Origin of the sequence: Thermaerobacillus caldiproteolyticus (assembly GCF_015326725.1) — a bacterium.
GTDB lineage: Bacteria > Bacillota > Bacilli > Bacillales > Anoxybacillaceae > Thermaerobacillus > Thermaerobacillus caldiproteolyticus.
Genome location: NZ_CP064060.1, coordinates 1,739,567 through 1,755,765 on the forward strand (window position 1 = coordinate 1,739,567; position 16,199 = coordinate 1,755,765).

At 39.5% G+C, this 16,199-nt stretch carries 18 protein-coding genes and 2 pseudogenes; 7 read left to right on the forward strand and 13 right to left on the reverse strand.

Going from position 1 to position 16,199, the window contains the following annotated elements; genetic code table 11:
* Positions 1–253 precede the first annotated feature (253 nt).
* From ISX45_RS08520 to ISX45_RS19600, 6 genes are all read right to left on the reverse strand, one after another.
* Positions 254–634 carry a VOC family protein gene (locus ISX45_RS08520; RefSeq protein ID WP_194520513.1) on the reverse strand — a complete coding sequence of 127 codons (381 nt, stop codon included), beginning with the start codon at positions 632–634 and terminating at the stop codon, positions 254–256.
* Between the two features lie 14 nt (positions 635–648).
* Positions 649–1,428, reverse strand: coding sequence for a YhfC family intramembrane metalloprotease (locus ISX45_RS08525; protein ID WP_194520514.1), 780 nt, complete (start codon positions 1,426–1,428; stop codon positions 649–651).
* Between the two features lie 22 nt (positions 1,429–1,450).
* Positions 1,451–1,840, reverse strand: a complete 390-nt coding sequence (locus ISX45_RS08530; RefSeq protein ID WP_181555970.1) for a VOC family protein — start codon at positions 1,838–1,840, stop codon at positions 1,451–1,453.
* Between the two features lie 26 nt (positions 1,841–1,866).
* Positions 1,867–2,652: an SDR family oxidoreductase gene (locus ISX45_RS08535; protein WP_194520515.1), complete on the reverse strand. Its 786-nt coding sequence runs from the start codon at positions 2,650–2,652 to the stop codon at positions 1,867–1,869.
* Between the two features lie 92 nt (positions 2,653–2,744).
* Positions 2,745–2,813, reverse strand: a complete 69-nt coding sequence (locus ISX45_RS20265; RefSeq protein ID WP_233414507.1) for a hypothetical protein — start codon at positions 2,811–2,813, stop codon at positions 2,745–2,747.
* Positions 2,798–3,088 (reverse strand): hypothetical protein, encoded by a 291-nt coding sequence (locus ISX45_RS19600; protein ID WP_228485742.1) that lies wholly within the window; start codon positions 3,086–3,088, stop codon positions 2,798–2,800. The genes ISX45_RS20265 and ISX45_RS19600 overlap by 16 nt, the downstream gene beginning before the upstream one ends.
* A 278-nt stretch (positions 3,089–3,366) precedes the next feature.
* Here ISX45_RS19600 and ISX45_RS08545 point away from each other — a divergent pair, with 278 nt between their 5' ends.
* Positions 3,367–3,603 (forward strand): hypothetical protein, encoded by a 237-nt coding sequence (locus ISX45_RS08545; protein WP_194520516.1) that lies wholly within the window; start codon positions 3,367–3,369, stop codon positions 3,601–3,603.
* Between the two features lie 87 nt (positions 3,604–3,690).
* Here the strand turns inward: ISX45_RS08545 and ISX45_RS08550 are convergent, their stop codons facing one another.
* Positions 3,691–4,197: a DoxX family protein gene (locus tag ISX45_RS08550; protein ID WP_194520517.1), complete on the reverse strand. Its 507-nt coding sequence runs from the start codon at positions 4,195–4,197 to the stop codon at positions 3,691–3,693.
* 269 nt (positions 4,198–4,466) lie between these two features.
* On the opposite strand from ISX45_RS08550, the gene ISX45_RS08555 reads away from it, so the two are divergent.
* The gene (locus tag ISX45_RS08555) at positions 4,467–4,811 is read left to right on the forward strand and encodes a winged helix-turn-helix transcriptional regulator (RefSeq protein ID WP_181555965.1); all 345 of its coding nucleotides are present in this window, start codon (positions 4,467–4,469) and stop codon (positions 4,809–4,811) included.
* 36 nt (positions 4,812–4,847) lie between these two features.
* Here the strand turns inward: ISX45_RS08555 and ISX45_RS08560 are convergent, their stop codons facing one another.
* Together ISX45_RS08560 and ISX45_RS08565 are read right to left on the reverse strand one after the other, a co-directional pair.
* Positions 4,848–5,723 carry a 5'-3' exonuclease gene (locus ISX45_RS08560; RefSeq protein ID WP_194520518.1) on the reverse strand — a complete coding sequence of 292 codons (876 nt, stop codon included), beginning with the start codon at positions 5,721–5,723 and terminating at the stop codon, positions 4,848–4,850.
* 738 nt (positions 5,724–6,461) lie between these two features.
* Complete coding sequence (locus ISX45_RS08565; protein ID WP_323744667.1) at positions 6,462–6,839, reverse strand: GNAT family N-acetyltransferase; 378 nt, start codon at positions 6,837–6,839, stop codon at positions 6,462–6,464.
* A 156-nt stretch (positions 6,840–6,995) separates the two neighbouring features.
* On the opposite strand from ISX45_RS08565, the gene ISX45_RS08570 reads away from it, so the two are divergent.
* Positions 6,996–8,237: an aminopeptidase gene (locus ISX45_RS08570; protein ID WP_194520519.1), complete on the forward strand. Its 1,242-nt coding sequence runs from the start codon at positions 6,996–6,998 to the stop codon at positions 8,235–8,237.
* A gap of 174 nt (positions 8,238–8,411) precedes the next feature.
* Here the strand turns inward: ISX45_RS08570 and ISX45_RS08575 are convergent, their stop codons facing one another.
* Both ISX45_RS08575 and ISX45_RS19605 read right to left on the reverse strand, forming a co-directional pair.
* On the reverse strand, positions 8,412–9,629 hold the full coding sequence (locus tag ISX45_RS08575; protein WP_194520520.1) for a cytochrome P450: 1,218 nt from the start codon (positions 9,627–9,629) through the stop codon (positions 8,412–8,414).
* 1,367 nt (positions 9,630–10,996) lie between these two features.
* Positions 10,997–11,254, reverse strand: a pseudogene (locus ISX45_RS19605) (IS6 family transposase); the annotation flags it as partial.
* A gap of 375 nt (positions 11,255–11,629) precedes the next feature.
* Between ISX45_RS19605 and ISX45_RS08580 the strand changes: the two are divergent.
* Positions 11,630–12,268, forward strand: coding sequence for a phosphatase PAP2 family protein (locus tag ISX45_RS08580; protein WP_194520521.1), 639 nt, complete (start codon positions 11,630–11,632; stop codon positions 12,266–12,268).
* A 334-nt stretch (positions 12,269–12,602) separates the two neighbouring features.
* Entirely contained in the window at positions 12,603–13,871 is a 1,269-nt protein-coding gene (locus ISX45_RS08585; protein ID WP_194520522.1) for a DUF445 domain-containing protein, read from the forward strand.
* 265 nt (positions 13,872–14,136) lie between these two features.
* Here the strand turns inward: ISX45_RS08585 and ISX45_RS08590 are convergent, their stop codons facing one another.
* The gene (locus ISX45_RS08590) at positions 14,137–14,349 is read right to left on the reverse strand and encodes a DUF6366 family protein (RefSeq protein ID WP_194520151.1); all 213 of its coding nucleotides are present in this window, start codon (positions 14,347–14,349) and stop codon (positions 14,137–14,139) included.
* Between the two features lie 108 nt (positions 14,350–14,457).
* A pseudogene (locus tag ISX45_RS08595) lies at positions 14,458–15,499 on the reverse strand (IS1595 family transposase).
* 174 nt (positions 15,500–15,673) lie between these two features.
* On the opposite strand from ISX45_RS08595, the gene ISX45_RS19615 reads away from it, so the two are divergent.
* Together ISX45_RS19615 and ISX45_RS19620 are read left to right on the forward strand one after the other, a co-directional pair.
* A complete protein-coding gene (locus ISX45_RS19615; protein ID WP_228485680.1) occupies positions 15,674–15,874 on the forward strand; it encodes a hypothetical protein in 201 nt (66 codons plus the stop codon).
* An 89-nt stretch (positions 15,875–15,963) separates the two neighbouring features.
* Positions 15,964–16,164, forward strand: coding sequence for a DUF2695 domain-containing protein (locus ISX45_RS19620; RefSeq protein WP_228485681.1), 201 nt, complete (start codon positions 15,964–15,966; stop codon positions 16,162–16,164).
* Positions 16,165–16,199: the final 35 nt, after the last annotated feature.

Genomic DNA, 16,199 nt, shown 5'->3' on the forward strand with positions numbered 1-16,199 from the left:
TCGACGCTATGCCAGTATCTTCTTTTTCTATGAGCGTGGAAGCAGCCCGTACGGATGAAAAAATTGATAGACACTCCTTGTATCTTCTCTAACCAAAAAATAAACGATGAGGTTCAATACCTCACCGTTGACACCACAAAGCTAAGTAGCAAAAAATCTTAGATATATTTATCTTGCTAAAAGGCAGAAAACGCTATGCAAGGAGGCTCCTACTATGAACCTCTCCCGAGAGAGGTTGTCGGTCTTCATTCACTTAACTTCTTGACTCTTGTTTCGATAAAAATTCAATCCGATTGTGAAACGGGTCACGGAAGGAAAAGCGAATGACGTTTGGAATCGGTTTTTCGTCTTGCGTTGGTACGCCGTTTTCTTCCAAATAACGTCGTACTTCCTCAATATTTTCCACTTCAAATGCCGGATGGCTTTTACTGTTGTAACCGTCACGCTTTTCCATGCCAATATGCAGTTCAATATCGCCGACTTTGTACCAAAGGCCCCCGTTTCCTTTTAAAGACTCTGGTTTTTCAATTTCTGTAAAGCCGAGCAAATCAGTATAAAATGCGCGCGCCTCATTCTCAGCGCCAATTGGAATACAAATTTGCACATGGTCAAGTCGTTTCACAAGAATATTCATCGTTCTTCCCCTTTTCAATCTTGAAATTTTCCACCGATTCGGCGTGTAAACATGAACGCCGCCATTCCAAATATCCACACAACCGCTTCAACAAGCCAAATGTTTGTTACAACACCGGCTTGATATAGAGCAGGCATGACATCCATCAGCGCATGCAAAAGAATCGCATAGATGACAAATATGAACCGCTGCTCGCGAACTCCAAGCAACACAAGCAGTGACATTGCTATATGGAAAGAGATCGCGAACACTCGTTCAATACCGCCTAACACGTACATAATAAAAGGCGTATCTTGTATCCTTTCCTTCAATAAATCTGCTTGTTCCTTCGGAAGGGTAGAGGCTATTGTATGGTCGAACGCTCCGGAATGGATGAGAATTGCCAAAATGAGCGCATTCACCGCTCCAAGCACGCCGATCAATATTGCCTCTATACCGCCATGTCCTAAACCGAACGATAATCCGTCTTTATAATCGCGCTGCTTCTTCAACATCCATTTGAATCCTACATAGCGACCAAATTCTTCAAAGATTCCCGCCGCTAGCGTCGCATACACGACAAACCAAACTACACTACCTGTCCATTTTAACGATGTACCGCTTGCGTCTATCATGACAACATGCAAGGCTTTTTCGAGAATTTGTGAAAATAAAATAAAAATAAGTACCCCTACACCGAACGGCTTCCATGAGAACAATTGCTTTTTACGTAAATAAAGGAGCAACCCTATCGGAAAGAAAAGTGAAATAAGCAGCTGAACGACCATGCCTGCCATGGTAAAAGCGCTAATCATTTTATCTCCCTCTTTTCAATTTTTATTCCCATACTGTCATTCGTTCCGCCAGCGTCGATGTATGTAACTCCAGCTGTGTGCCGTCCGGATCAAGGAAGTTGACCGACCACCCACGCCCACGCTGAACCGGTTCCCGGACAATCGGTACATCGTTTTCTTTTAACCGCTGTACCGCTTCAGCAAAATCTTGTTCATCAATAAAAAAGGCCACATGGTCCACACCAAGCTGCTGACGCTGTCTTTCCATCTCCGGTCGCTCCTGCAAACAAACCCATGCGCTTCCCCATTCAAGATACGCATCCTTTCGTCCGCGATGAACGAGCTTCATATGAAGCACATCGACATAAAAGCGAAGAGAACGCGACAAATCACTTACATTGATGGTCACATGGCTAAATCCTTGCACATTCATGTTTGCTCTCCTCCTTACGTCGCACGCTAGATTCTTAGAAAGCCACCTTCCGAGTGAATCACTTGCCCCGTAATCCATTGGGCTTCTTCGCTCGCTAAAAAGCGAATTAAGCGCGCAGCATCATACGGAACGCCAATTCTCCCAAATGGGAACTTATGAATGAGCTTATGTTTGATTTCCTCATCCATCCACCCTGTATCTGTCGGTCCCGGGTTTACGGCATTAACCGTAATTCCCTTCGCAGCCACTTCAGCAGCAAATGTTTTGACAAATGCCTCCATCGCTCCTTTGGTCGTAGCATAGGCAACCTCTCCTAGCATCGGGCCTAACGATTGGCCAGATGTAAGCAGGATAATCCGACCTCCCTGATGTTTTTGGAATGCCTTCGCAAATTCGACACTTAACATGACCGGTGCCTTTACATTCAGCCAATAATGGCGATCAAGCATCTCACTAGTTAACGATTGATAATCAGCCCGATCAGAATAGCACGCATTATTCACTAAAATATTCGGCTCCCCTATCGTGTCTATGACAGCTTGTAATACTTGGCTTGGTGACTCTTCCCGTGATAAGTCTATTTCGATACATTCACACGTTACTCCTAATTGCTCTACTTTTCTTTTGATAAGCTCTGGTTCATTTTGTTCCATCCCCCATGGCATGGACTCATCGTAGGCACTCCAATATGTAAAAAAGATGTGAGCTCCCGCTTCTGCTAACGCCTGACAAATGGCTGCGCCAATTCCTTTAGTTCGGCTGACGCCTGTTACGATAGCAATTTTTCCGTGTAGTGATAGTGTGACAGACAAAATAATCCCTCATTTTTAATATTTATAAAATTAGTTAAATTCTACATTTAATGTATCATAAAAAAGAGGAAAGAGCGAACCTTTTCTTGCTCTTATGTAAATAAAAACACGATATCGATCATCAACCCTGTGACAAATAAATGAATCAAACAAAATTCCATAATGTCTTTTGCTTTTGATCCAGCAATCGCCAAGACCGAAAGTGCCCAAAACGGTTAAATGAGGTTCTCCCCACACCACTGCCATGACCGTTACTGCGGGCGGAATGCCCAGATCCGCGAGCATCAGCTGCGCTTGTACAGCCCATTGTCTGCCACCGAAGGGTACGGAGCCCGGCGCTTAAAAACGTGAAAATCGGACACGTGACTTCATTGGAAATCGACACAAACCATTGTGAAAATCTCTCTCCTAACCCCGCTGACACCACAATGCCCATGATCCCCGCAAAAACGGAAATTGGATAATCATGCTGCTTGCTCCCTTTACTGCTTACTGGACCTCTTTCCAAAAGCGACGCGGACGAACATGAAGCAAAATCTCTAAAATTCACAATGCTTAAATCGATCTTGAATCTGTTTTTCACAAAATAAAACACGATATGCGATCATGAACGACATAAGTGTACTATTTCCCAATTTTTCTGTCGGTGTCGACGGTCAAAAGGTTAAATCCTCATCTTTCGTTTCTTCTGCTAGCAGACCGGGCCTACTGTCAATGCTTCTTTTTCGTTGTATTACAACGATGGTTAAGTGGCAAGAAAATCGTCTCGCTCGTTGGAATGATTCCGACTCAGCTGGTGATGTCAGTGTGAGCGTCTATGCAGGAACAAAGACGACAAGCGTTAAAAGCAGCACAAACAAATATGAATCCGGTAACTATCGTTGCATCAATTTATTTGGCTATGGCGTTGCTGTGCAAAACATCCAATTCCCCCTTAATCATTCTTACTAAAATATACTTTTGAGGGATGTCCTCTATGCTCAACAAAACAGCCATGCACCTACAATAAACGATAAGTGCATGGCCGTTAAGTAAGCGTTATGAAACTGTTACAACGTTTCGGTGCCGCCCTTTCTTTGAAAATTTACGAATATAAGGGATGATCCAACGGTCGAATCCGAATTTTCCGGCGTTTGCACCAGCGACAAGAATGAAAACGGTGAGCAATATCATTTGCGGGTTGGTACTTGTTGTTCCCGAAAACATAAACGCAAAGTTCATTACAGCTCCCATCAATGCAGCGAAAGTTGTGAATATACCAAGAATAAGCGCAATCCCTACCAATGTTTCCCCCCACGGGACTAATACGTTAAACAGTCTGACATTTGGTAATGCAACGTTTTCTATAAAGGAAGCCCACCAGCCTTGGACCGCCGGATGCTCCCCAGATGCTTGAGCAAGTGCTCCTTTTAAAAACCCCGTTGCATCAAATCCTTCTGTGATTTTGTGCCATCCTGCTGTAAGCCAAGCATATCCAAGATATAGACGGAATATCGTTAATATCGCAGCAGCACTAACACGTTCCCGCAACCATTTCACAACCATTGTCCATCTCCCCTTCTTTTTATTCTTCCTTATGCTTTTATCGTATCACGTTTTTTCTCAAACAAAATGATTTTGTTCACCATTTCACAAATTATTAATAAATCTATTACAAAATTCGTAAATCCCTGGAACTTTTAATCTCCTTTCACCTTAGTTCGTATATTTGGAGCGGTCTTAAACTCCACACCTTTTTCTTTTTTAAATTATGTCGTAAAATTAAACTATAAATGGAATGCTATTCAATGAATAGATATTCAAAGGTGAGGTCAATGAATGAAAAAAAGAAACGAACCTCTTGCTCCCCATCAAATCTTTGCCCTAAATTCGAAGCGGCAATGAAATTATTAAGCAAACGATGGGTGGGGCTCATTATTAGTCAATTATTAGAAGGAAAGAAGCGATTTTCTGAGATTGAGGCATCTATTCCAATCAGCGGCAAATTGCTATCAGAACGGTTAAAAGAGTTAGAAGAAGCAGATATTGTCGAACGGAAAGTATATCCTGAGACACCTGTACGGATCGAATACTCTTTAACAGAAAAAGGACAAGCGCTCAAGTCCGTCATTGAAGCAATTGAACAATGGGCACAAGTATGGGCAAAAACGGACCTATAGACGTCGCGAGAAAAAGCCAGCTTTTCCGGCTGGCTTTTATACGTTGATGAGCTTATCCAATCCTTTCAGTTCTAAATGGTCAAAGATTTGCTGGACTTTGTCTTCGTTCGCTTCCCATTTTGCTTCTTCCAAACGCAAGGCAATTGGAATATCACAATAAATCTTCGCAAGTTTCCTTGATAAATGTAACATGTCCAAATGTTCTCGCAGTTTTTGCCGCTGCGACTCTGTCAGCAGATGAATATTTTCTAAAATCCCTTCAATGGAGCCATACTGTTGTACAAGTTTCAGTGCTATTTTCTCTCCAATGCCACGAACTCCTGGATAATTGTCGCTCGCGTCCCCCATCAGCGCTTTCACATCGATAAATTGCCGCGGTAAAATTCCTTTTTCTTGCTGAAAACGCTCCAGCGTATAAACATTGTAATTTCCGATTCCTTTTCCAAGCAAATATACGGTTACCGTTTCCGAAAGAAGTTGCAAAATATCTTGATCGCCCGTCAAAATGGAGATGTTCATTTTTGTTTCCCATTGCTTTGTGAGAGTTCCGATACAATCATCCGCTTCCGCTCCTAATACTCCGATGTTCGGAATGTCAAAAGCAGAAACAACTTCTTTAACCAACTCAAACTGCGGCACGAGTTCAAGCGGGGGCTCTCCACGATTTGCTTTATACTGCGGAAACATTTCCGTCCGAAACGTTGTGCTTCCCATATCCCAGCAACATACGACATGAGTCGGCCCGATTGCGCGAACAGCTGCTATTAGGTGTTTGACAAATCCATGTATAGCGTTCGTCGGGATTCCCTGGCTATTGAACATAAAATCACCGTTGATCGCCGTGGCATAAAACGAGCGAAATAATAACGCCATTCCGTCGATAAGCAATAACTCTCGGTCATTTCCTTTCATCGGTTCTTTCCTTTCCCTTTTATCTTTTAAGTTACCATAATATTTTTATTGTATATTTTGTATATTAAAACCTATTTTTCCTTTGTCAATCGTACATCCCTTTTCTTGTAAGAAAAGAAGACGCATTTTGCGGTGAAAACATTAGGGCTGTGAATCTATTGAACGAATCAATCGATTGAAGTCGACCGTATGGAGCATGGCAAACAAATAGAAGGAAGCATATCCGGTTATCAGATCCCCCTGCCCTCACCGGTATGATAAACAGCCGAGCCAAACTGCACGACTTACAGCTCGATCCGAACAAACAAGACATGATACGTCTGGAGATCTAGATTAAGAAATGGACGCGAAAACAGAGCAATATGGAACAATGGTTCCCGATCTTTCTCTTTTTATTTTATATCGATGTCTGTATCCGCGCTGTTCTGAAATCGTTCAATTTCTTAGTTCAAGCGGGATGGTGAAAACGACTTTGCCTCTCCGATTTGTCCGGGTTTAGGCCAGTAATCACAAACTGGAACATTGACCGTTGAAGACAACGTTCGCTTATTTCGACTAGCGTAAAATACGACGATGAACGCATTCGGTACAAGACAAATACTTTACGAACGATTCTTCTTCGGTGACCCGTTGAAAATTTTCTGTCTCGGTCTACAATAGCTATGATAAAACAGCATGCATGTCAAACAACTGTTTAAACAGCAGCACATTTTTCTAAACATCATGAATATGCGTTTGTTATAACAGCTTTTTTAAGATGATTTTTGGTTCTCCTTTTTCATCTGTATAAGTGCCAATAATGTCAAACCCGTGACGCAAATTTAAAATGAGCATATGCCGCCATTTATTTTTCGTCTTTGTCGTGACAACTTGATAACCACGTTCTTTCAACCAATCATGCTGCATCTTCATTAACGTCGAGCCGATTCCTATTTGGCGATAGGCGCTGTCCACACCGCCAATCCAGCTGTAAAATTCCCCTTTTTCTTGTTCGTATCCCATTTTAAATCCAATTACTTTTTCCCCGTCCAATGCCAAAAGAACAAGAAGATTTTCAACCTTTCTCATTTTTTCGCGAATCGTCACAGAAGATGTTTGGAAAATCGTTTCATACAAGATCCATGATTTGTTTCACAACATCGTTCGGAGGCATACCGTTATACATTTGATATTTGATCATAAGCCCTCTTCCTCTTCAAAAATTTGAACATTCCACCTATTTCGTATTATACTAGAATTCTACATATCCTGAAAAACAAGGAGTGAGAACAGATGAATGAATTAGAGCAAAACCTTGAGAAGTATGCTGCGCTTGCCGTTTCTATTGGTGTGAACGTTCAATCCGGACAAACGCTTGTGGTCAACGCACCACTTGACGCTGCCGTGCTCGTTCGAAAAATCGCAAAAAAAGCATACGAAGCCGGAGCAAAACATGTATACGTCGAATGGAATGATGAGGACCTTACATACATTAAATACAAACATGCTCCTGATGAAGCGTTTTTGGAATATCCAATGTGGCGCGCTAAAGGAATGGAACAGCTTGCTGAAGAAGGGGCTGCTTTTTTAACGATTTACTCACCGAATCCTGATTTATTGAAAGACATCGATCCAAAACGAATCGCAAACTTCACCAAAACAGCTTCTCAGGCACTAAGCAACTACCGCAGTGCTTTGATGGCCGATAAAAACTGTTGGTCGCTTATCTCCGTCCCAACTCCCGCATGGGCGAAAAAGATATTCCCAGATTTAACAGAAGAACAAGCGATATCCAAGCTTTGGGATGTCATTTTTGATGTCACACGGGTTAGCTTGGCAGATCCTATTCAAGCATGGCAAGAGCATAATGACCGACTTGCAAAAATGGTTGAATATTTAAACAGCAAACAGTATAAACAACTTATTTATGAGGCACCCGGAACGAATTTAACTGTAGACCTTGTCGACAATCACGTCTGGCACGGTGGCGCGGCGGTGAGTGAAAACGGTGTTCGCTTTAACCCAAATATCCCAACCGAAGAAGTGTTTACGATGCCACATAAAGACGGCGTAAACGGAACCGTCCGCAACACAAAACCGTTAAACTATGGCGGCAACCTCATCGACGGATTCTCCCTTACGTTTAAAGACGGAAAGGTAGTCGATTTTACGGCAGAAAAAGGTTACGAAACATTAAAGCATTTGTTAGATACCGATGAAGGAGCGCGCCATTTAGGCGAAGTCGCCCTCGTTCCGCACCAATCGCCGATTTCAACATCGAACCTTATTTTTTACAATACGTTATTTGATGAAAATGCTGCTTGTCACTTAGCACTAGGCAAAGCATACCCAACAAACATCAAAGACGGAGCCGCGATGTCGAAAGAAGAATTGGCCCAGCATGGCGTCAACGATAGCCTCATTCACGAAGACTTTATGATTGGCTCTGCTGAACTCAACATCGACGGCGTAACAAAAGATGGCAAGCGTGAACCGATCTTCCGCAACGGAAACTGGGCGTTTGAGCTAGAATAATTGAAGTGATAAGCCGGGACACCGTTTTATACTCTTTATTGATCACTAGTTGGCCACAAAACTGAATATGTACGCTTCATAGGTTATCGAACTGGCTAGCCACGTCTTTCTGCATGCTTGGGAGGACGTGGCTATATCTTGTGTATGGAAGAGTATCCTAATCGTTCAACAAAATTAGAGACTTAATCGTATAGGTAAGCTTTTCACACCAAAAACAAACGGACTTTGAATGGGTTCAAGTTCAACATGTTCTACTCGTTCTAGCTTAGAAAAGGACGTTAATAACATAGAAAGGGCAATTTTTGCTTCTAGTCGGGCTAGAGGAGCACCTAAACAGAAATGAATGCCAAACCCAAAGGATAAATGCGGATTTGGATGGCGTTCCAGCATAAAACGATCAGGTTGTGCAAACTTTTGCTCATCCCGATTTGCTGCCGCTACCCAGCTAATCACTTGAGCTCCCTTACGAATCGTATAACCACCGATTTCTACATCTTCCGTCGCCATACGACCAATTGCTTGGACTGGGGGATAGAAACGAAGAGTTTCTTCTACTAAATTGGGAACTAAAGAAAGATTTGTTCGGACTTGTTCTTGTATATCTGTATCTTCTACCATGTAACGAACAGCGTTAGCAATTAGATTCGTTGTCGTTTCGTTTCCTGCGACTAATAGTAAAATACAGAAGCCCAGCAGCTCTTCTTCTGTTAATTTTTCTCCATCAATTTCTGCTGCCAATAATAAAGAGATGAAATCATCTTTAGGGCTACGTTGTCGCTCCTGAATAATCTCTTTAAAATATCCATTCAGAAACATCGTTCCTTCCTGTCGCTTTTTCATCATCACTTTGAAGGCTTCATCCGAACCATCCTCAGCTCCTGCAACAAGAATATCAGAGTAGGTTTTGAAAAGTTCTCTATCTTTGGTAGGGACTCCTAATAATTCGGCGATAATAATGACAGGAAGCGGACCAGCAAAATCTTGAATCATATCCATTGTTCCTTTTGCCTTTACTTGATCTAAAAGGAAGGTGGTCACATCCTGAATTCGTTGGGTGAGCTCGTTAACGGCTTTGGGAGTAAAAGCTTTGTTAATAAGATTTCTCATTTTTGTATGTTTGGGCGGATCCATTTTTAATATATTTCCTTGTTTGTTGCCAACCCCACGATTAGACGAAAACAACTTTGGATTCTTTAAGATGTAATGAACATCCTCGTACCTAAATACATCCCAACATGCTCGAGTTTGATCATATCTTACTGGCGTTGTTTTACGAAGAGTGTTATAGATTGAAAAAGGAAACAATCGATCTTGAATGGATTGAATCTCTTTCATAGGAATAAGGTTTGCATAACGCTCTGTTTCGGATGTTGTATTCTTTCCGGTTGTCATGATTTCACCTCTCCTTTTTGCCTCATAAATATAGAAATCATTTCCATAAATCAGTTCACATATTAAACGTAGCACTCCCATAAATTCTTATCAACGGACATAATATGAAATTTTTGTCAAGTGAAATGTTTTTTATGATTCTGAAATATTTTGAAGCTACATAATATCCGTTTCCCCTTTTTCACTTGGGCTTTTCGCTTGAAATTCTCGATTTCAGGAGACAAAATCCTCCGTTGTACATCCGAACCACTCGAACCGAAAGTCCCACCAATCTTGTCACAGGTGTTATGCATGTGGCATTTGAGCCCCTCTTATCACCTATCGATCTGTATAACAGCAAAATTGCGCTTGGAGAGGCTCAATCTCGTTTAGTGATGGGCACGTCAGAAGATCGAACTGTGCACGGAGCCAGCCCACATTCCGATCAAGGGTTTCAGCATATATCCAACCCATATATAATCGGATTGAGGGGAAATCTTAGCCCTTCATCCATGGAAAGGGAAACTTGCACCGAGTCCTTCTTTTTCCCATCTTAAAATAGAGGAAAAGCTTCTATAAAGCACCGCACAACACATCTGTTTTTTGCAATCATGAATGCTTTCAGAAAAAACTAACCAGTGTGCACCGAAGAATACTGGAACATACTGGATTCTTAGTCTTTTTATAATCGTCTGCTTGACAGGGGGAAGACCAAGAAGACATATGTCCCCTTTTTCCAACTGTCTACACAAGAAGGATAAGACCATAAAGAGCAAAATCAAACTATTTTCTGTTTTCGCGTCGTGACTTTTCTTTTGGCATTCTATTCTAGCTGCATTAATTCTTTCTTTATTATGGTTTTCTCCAATAAATACGAGGTTTTTAGGGAATTTTATTGATCGTCACTGATAGACATACTGAAATAAATGAGTGTGCTCTTCATCGCCTCGAAACTGCAGAAAGCCTTTGATACGGTTAGTAGACTCAAACCATTCATCAAATTCCTCTTTTATTACTGAACCTTGAAATTGATAAGCCCTGGTTTGCATGTGCAAGTAATGATGCACATGCAATTCTTCATGGCTATCGACAGAAGAACGATTTGGCTGGCTGAGCACTTCCATCGAATGTTGAAATAATTAGTTAAATCTACCTTCGATCTTGGATGATTTCTATTATTTCTTTTTGAACTCACCCCCGTTCTTCCTCGGTAATGAAATCTACTTTATTGATTAATACATGGCGCCATGTCTTACTTATTCTTCGATCAGCTTCTTTACTTGTATCGTCACAATTTGAAATATTACTTTCTTCAGATTTATAATGATTGCAGTTCTGATACAAATATTAAGGTTTGAAAAAGGCATATAGGTTCATTCCTAACGACACTAAGATTTTGCTACAATTTTAAATAATTGATCAATGGACTCTACTTGATTTTGGACAGACTTCTCTCGTAAAAAAGTTATCCTTTTTCAACCATATCCATCGCTTTAATTCCCCATATGATAGATATATGTTAAGAATAATTTCAATCCTAACATAGAACAAATCCGTCTCTTTATGAAACAGCGATCTTGTTCTACAATATTGTTCAGATATCGAATTTGTCTAAGTTGCATGCCGACCGGCATACTTTTTTCTTTTCAGCTATTTTCGGTTTAAGGTAAGCTATTAAATAGTAAACGGGCAACTACCCATTGGACCTCTTACGATCGCTTAGAGAATAAATTTCCTAAAGTAGATGTTGTAGACGAAGGACGAAGCATAACATCTGGCGGAATTTCAGCTGATATCAATATGTTATTCCATATTCCATATTGCAAAACGCCTTCTCGAGATTGAAATAACAAAAACGACAGCAAAGAGAATGGAGTACGATATATAGCCATTAGATTCAATAAAGTGAAGTAATACAAATATTAAATATTTAGGTGAAGTTACGAACTTCTGAATATAAAAAATCCTTTGTATGTGGGAATAAACCAATATAAGCATATAAGGAGCAAGTTCAATACAATATGAACTTAAAACTACAGCTTACACGGGCATTCTTCTTAAGTTTAGCTTCGGTTATAGGGTTTGGTTTAGTAGCTATCCTAGTTGGTGAACAAAAGATTGCACAATTTGACAGTGCGGTTACATCGTTCATTCAAGGGCTTGAGTCACCTACAATGACAATAATTATGAAGTTTTTTACTACGATTGGATCTATACCTGTCGTTATTATTCTCTCTATTCTTGTACTCCTTTTTTTGTACAAAGTGTTACATCATCGTACAGAGCTTATATTATTTTTGGCAGTTATTATAGGCGCGGCAATTCTTAATCAAGCATTAAAATTTACATTTGAACGTGCTCGTCCAACTGCGCACCGGCTTATCCAGGAAAGTGGATACAGTTTTCCTAGTGGGCATTCTATGGAGGCATTCGCTTTATATGGCATACTTGCATTTTTACTATGGCGCCATACCTCTACTCGAATTGGCCGCAGTTTTTTAATTCTTATCAGCATAATAATGATTGTTATAATTGGCACAAGCCGTATTTACCTCGGCGTACATTATCCGAGCGATGTGCTAGGCGGCTATTTAGCAGGTGGGTTCTGGTTAGCTGCAGCTATTTGGATCTACCAACACTATATGGAAAGTCGTAAATGACAAAATAAAATGTTATAATCTTAAGATAGTTTTAGAATCCGTATTAGTTTTCATGAGTGATTGAACCTGTAAACAGGAAGAAGCTTTTAAGGAAAGGGAAGAAACTTTATTCAAGAATCTTGCATTGGAAAAAAACTAGCTTTGTCCATTTCCTCGTAGATACTATTACATATCAACCTATTGAAACAGCAAAACATAATCCTTATCTTGTACATAAGAAGCTTGATGAAATTTTTAGTACTCTTTCGGGGACAGCTGGACATCGGACTCCCTTATGTATCATTTCACAATCATTTGGTTATAGTAAATTTATATCATAAAGGATGAGGAAAGCATGATATCTAAAAGGCCAAAACAATCAAAGAAATCAAAGCGCTTAGCTAGTTTTTCGCTTGCCGTTATGGGGACAGGCTTTGTCGCAACCCTTCCTTTTCAAGGATCGTTTCTAGGAGATCTATTACAAGGAGGCTTTGAGGCAGGGCTTGTGGGTGGATTAGCTGACTGGTTCGCCGTTACTGCCTTATTCCGACATCCAATGGGGTTGCCTATCCCCCATACGGCTCTTTTGCCTAAAAATCGGAAAAGAATGACAAAAGCACTTGTCTCTACACTTGAAAATGACTGGCTTTCAAAAGAAAGTATTAGAAATAAAATCAAACAAATCAATTTTACAGAGAAAATATTTCCTGTCCTTGAGAGAGAGCTTCATTCTGATCCAATTAAAAAGGGCGCTGTGTCACTCGCTACACAAATGATCAGCCAGATTAATCTTGAAAAAGTTACCCCTTTTGTTGAAAAAGAAATAAAGTCTGCTTTTCACTCAATGGAAATGAGCGCGGTCCTTCAGTCTGCCATCAATCAGGTACTCATTCGGGAATATGATGAGAAGGCGTTAGATTATCTTCTTGGCAAGGTAGAGGAATGGATAAAGAAAAGTAATACGAAGAATCAACTCGGCAACATAGCAATACGCGCACTTGACAATATAGAGGTAGACGGTTTTCTGCAATTTGCGCTGAAGTCTTTTCAGACTCTGTTGAATGAAGAAAAACTCGGCAGCATACTACAAAATCTTCTCCTTAGAGTTGTAAGCAATTTGCGCCAGATTGATAATACGAACAGGAAGGCTTTGCTTTTACATGTTCGTACGGAGTTGCAAGGCATAAAAGACAATAAGAACCTGTTAAAAGAAATCGAAAATTGGAAAGACCATCTTATTGCTGAGTGGGAACCTGCTGAAAAAATAACTGAAATCTTGCAGAAAACTCAGCAGAAAGTGTTGGCCTTTGTTCAAGACAGCAAGTTTACGGATATGTATCTTCTCCCCTTTTTAACACGATTACTGAACCATTTAAAAGAAGATCAAGCAAAAATCAATACCATTGAAAACTGGATACAAAAGCAAATCACAAATCTTGTTGAAGAGAATCATTCAAAAATAGGCAAGCTTGTACAAGAGAATCTGGATAAGTTAGATGATGAAACGCTTATTCATATGATGGAAGATAAAATCGGAAAAGACCTGCAGTGGATTCGGGTGAATGGAGCTATTTGCGGTTTTATTATCGGGATTTTTTTAACGGAAATCAAAGCGCTGATTTAATGGTTCTGGTGCAAAAAGAATCAGATAGCAAGACCAAAATGAATATGAACCAATCAACAGGAGTACACTCTGTTCGTAATTAAAAACTTTATGACGAATTTTAATGACACGACATAACCAGAATGCTCGTTACTTGCGTTATATTTTTTAAAGGCTCTGTTTAACTTGATTGTTGATTTTATTAGAAAGAAATAAGCGTACTCAAAATTAACTTTGAATACGCTTATTTTTCAAAAAACGAATAAATTAAAATTGTACCCTACTGTTAAAATAATAATTTGTATAAAAAATATCCACCTATAAGAACTAATATTAAAATGCCCGTTCCTTTCCACCCTAATCCTCCGACTAAATCTGCTAAATTCGTATTATCTGCTCGATTTAAGCCATCTCTAAATGTGCCCGAAGGATTATTTTTTAATTCTTCTTGACGTAAACGTTCACGCTGTTCTTCTGGAGTTTCTTTTCTATTTGACATGAACACACCTTCCACTTTAAATTTATCTTGTCCAATTATTCAATATGAACAACTTTTTTCTATTTACTTATTATAGATTTAATTTCGACAATTATTCCCAAAACCCTTTTATGCTGGAATTGTTCTTAAAGGAATTGTTGTATTTTTTTCATTGATTGGATATAGACAACTCTCTACTGCAAATGCGAATACTACGTTCATCTGTATCAAATGCAATCTTATCCAAGAAATTAAAGTATGCCAAATAGTGTTGCAGATATTTTGTTGCAACATCCTTAAATCGTTGTATCCATTGTTTCAATCGTTGATGATAGTTGTTCACGTTTTGGATATGGTAGATTCCCTTTGTGCGTTCTTTTCCCGTTTTGAAACGATAGTGAGTAAGACCTTTTTCATTTGCATAGGCTTTAAACGCTCGCCAAGCATCTGTACATAGCAGCACAGTCGTATCATTTAGTTTATGACCAATAGCATTATCTAATTGTGTTTTCTGAATACGCCCACGACCAAGTAACCTAACGAAAGTATTTTTCGTTCGGTCACGGGCTACTAAGACACAAACTTGTTCATGACTAATCCCTCTAAATTGCGATGTTCCACCACGTTTGCGAGGCTTACGACCTTGAATAGAACGACTTCCTTTCTCTGAATAAAGGAAGTATGTTTCATCCATTTCAACAATGCCTTCAAAGGAAGCAACATCAATTTGAGCAATAGCAGGCAGGATTTTATGTCGCCAATAGAACAGTGTTGTATGTGTAATGTCTTTCAGTTTTTTAGCCGATTCTCGAAGGCTTAATCCGTTTAACATACACTCAATAAATTCTAACCAACGATTGACTTTCTTTGCTCAGTAAATAGGTGTTTTGTTCGTTTCAGTGAATGTCTTTTTGCAATCTTTGCAACGATAACGTTGACGTTTGATTTTTGCTAGTCCATTGTTTACTTCAAATTTTCCGAAGCGAACGACATTTTTTTCGCTACAATGAATACAACAAAGCCCTTCTTTTGCTTTACGCTCTGTAACTTCTTGAAAGATTGGTCTTGTATCGTGCATTGGCATTAACAAATATTTAAAGTGATTTAAAACACGTTCTTTATCAGCAGACGGTAGTTTTTGAATCTCACGAATAATATCAGATACATTCACAACAAACACCTCCGAACATATATTCTTATCAGCGTTTTAGAACTAACGTTCGTAAAAGTCAAATATCAACAGTTTAATTGAACAGAGCCTTTTTAAAAAATGAGGTTTGTACTAGAACCGTAAAATGAATCAAAGATACTTTCGGTGTTCATATCGTCTAGAGGAATAATTAGAATGAGTAGTTTAAAAGAATTACAGAAAGAACTTGTAGAATATCAAAAATTAGCGATGCAAGGTTCTTATCAGAGAAGAGCGCCGGCTAAAAAAGCAATCCTTTATCTTTTCAATGCACGAAAAGGTTTCAAGACATATGTAGAATCAAAATTTAGCCTGGAACTTATTATCATAAGGAGAAGAATATCTGTTAAATTATAAACCTACCATATCCTTCCTACAAAAGGTTATAAAACTGGGAGGAAGAAGAAAGATTAGAGGAGTATGGTAAGCAGCGTCAAGGACTGAGTATGTCCTCAGAACAATTAGAGTCACTAGATACATATTTAGAGCAGAAGATAAAAATCTATGGTTATGACCATACACTCACTCTTATAAAAGTGTGGTTAGATGAGAATATAGCTAAGAGTAAAAAATCCAAGGTGATAATGGCAATACAAAATCAAGGGTGCTTTTGTGATTGTGTGGTCCTTATGAGTGTAATATATTAAATTAAATACTATTTCACCTCTTGATATAATAACTG

Bases quoted from the DNA above. Each gene is read 5' to 3' on its own strand.
- ISX45_RS08520 (WP_194520513.1), bottom strand. From the start codon at position 634: ATGAATATTCTTGTGAAACGACTTGACCATGTGCAAATTTGTATTCCA.
- ISX45_RS08525 (WP_194520514.1), bottom strand. From the start codon at position 1,428: ATGATTAGCGCTTTTACCATGGCAGGCATGGTCGTTCAGCTGCTTATT.
- ISX45_RS08530 (WP_181555970.1), bottom strand. From the start codon at position 1,840: ATGAATGTGCAAGGATTTAGCCATGTGACCATCAATGTAAGTGATTTG.
- ISX45_RS19600 (WP_228485742.1), bottom strand. From the start codon at position 3,088: ATGGGCATTGTGGTGTCAGCGGGGTTAGGAGAGAGATTTTCACAATGG.
- ISX45_RS08545 (WP_194520516.1), top strand. From the start codon at position 3,367: ATGCTTCTTTTTCGTTGTATTACAACGATGGTTAAGTGGCAAGAAAAT.
- ISX45_RS08550 (WP_194520517.1), bottom strand. From the start codon at position 4,197: ATGGTTGTGAAATGGTTGCGGGAACGTGTTAGTGCTGCTGCGATATTA.
- ISX45_RS08555 (WP_181555965.1), top strand. From the start codon at position 4,467: ATGAATGAAAAAAAGAAACGAACCTCTTGCTCCCCATCAAATCTTTGC.
- ISX45_RS08560 (WP_194520518.1), bottom strand. From the start codon at position 5,723: ATGAAAGGAAATGACCGAGAGTTATTGCTTATCGACGGAATGGCGTTA.
- ISX45_RS08570 (WP_194520519.1), top strand. From the start codon at position 6,996: ATGAATGAATTAGAGCAAAACCTTGAGAAGTATGCTGCGCTTGCCGTT.
- ISX45_RS08575 (WP_194520520.1), bottom strand. From the start codon at position 9,629: ATGACAACCGGAAAGAATACAACATCCGAAACAGAGCGTTATGCAAAC.
- ISX45_RS08580 (WP_194520521.1), top strand. From the start codon at position 11,630: ATGAACTTAAAACTACAGCTTACACGGGCATTCTTCTTAAGTTTAGCT.
- ISX45_RS08585 (WP_194520522.1), top strand. From the start codon at position 12,603: ATGATATCTAAAAGGCCAAAACAATCAAAGAAATCAAAGCGCTTAGCT.
- ISX45_RS08590 (WP_194520151.1), bottom strand. From the start codon at position 14,349: ATGTCAAATAGAAAAGAAACTCCAGAAGAACAGCGTGAACGTTTACGT.
- ISX45_RS19615 (WP_228485680.1), top strand. From the start codon at position 15,674: ATGAGTAGTTTAAAAGAATTACAGAAAGAACTTGTAGAATATCAAAAA.
- ISX45_RS19620 (WP_228485681.1), top strand. From the start codon at position 15,964: ATGTCCTCAGAACAATTAGAGTCACTAGATACATATTTAGAGCAGAAG.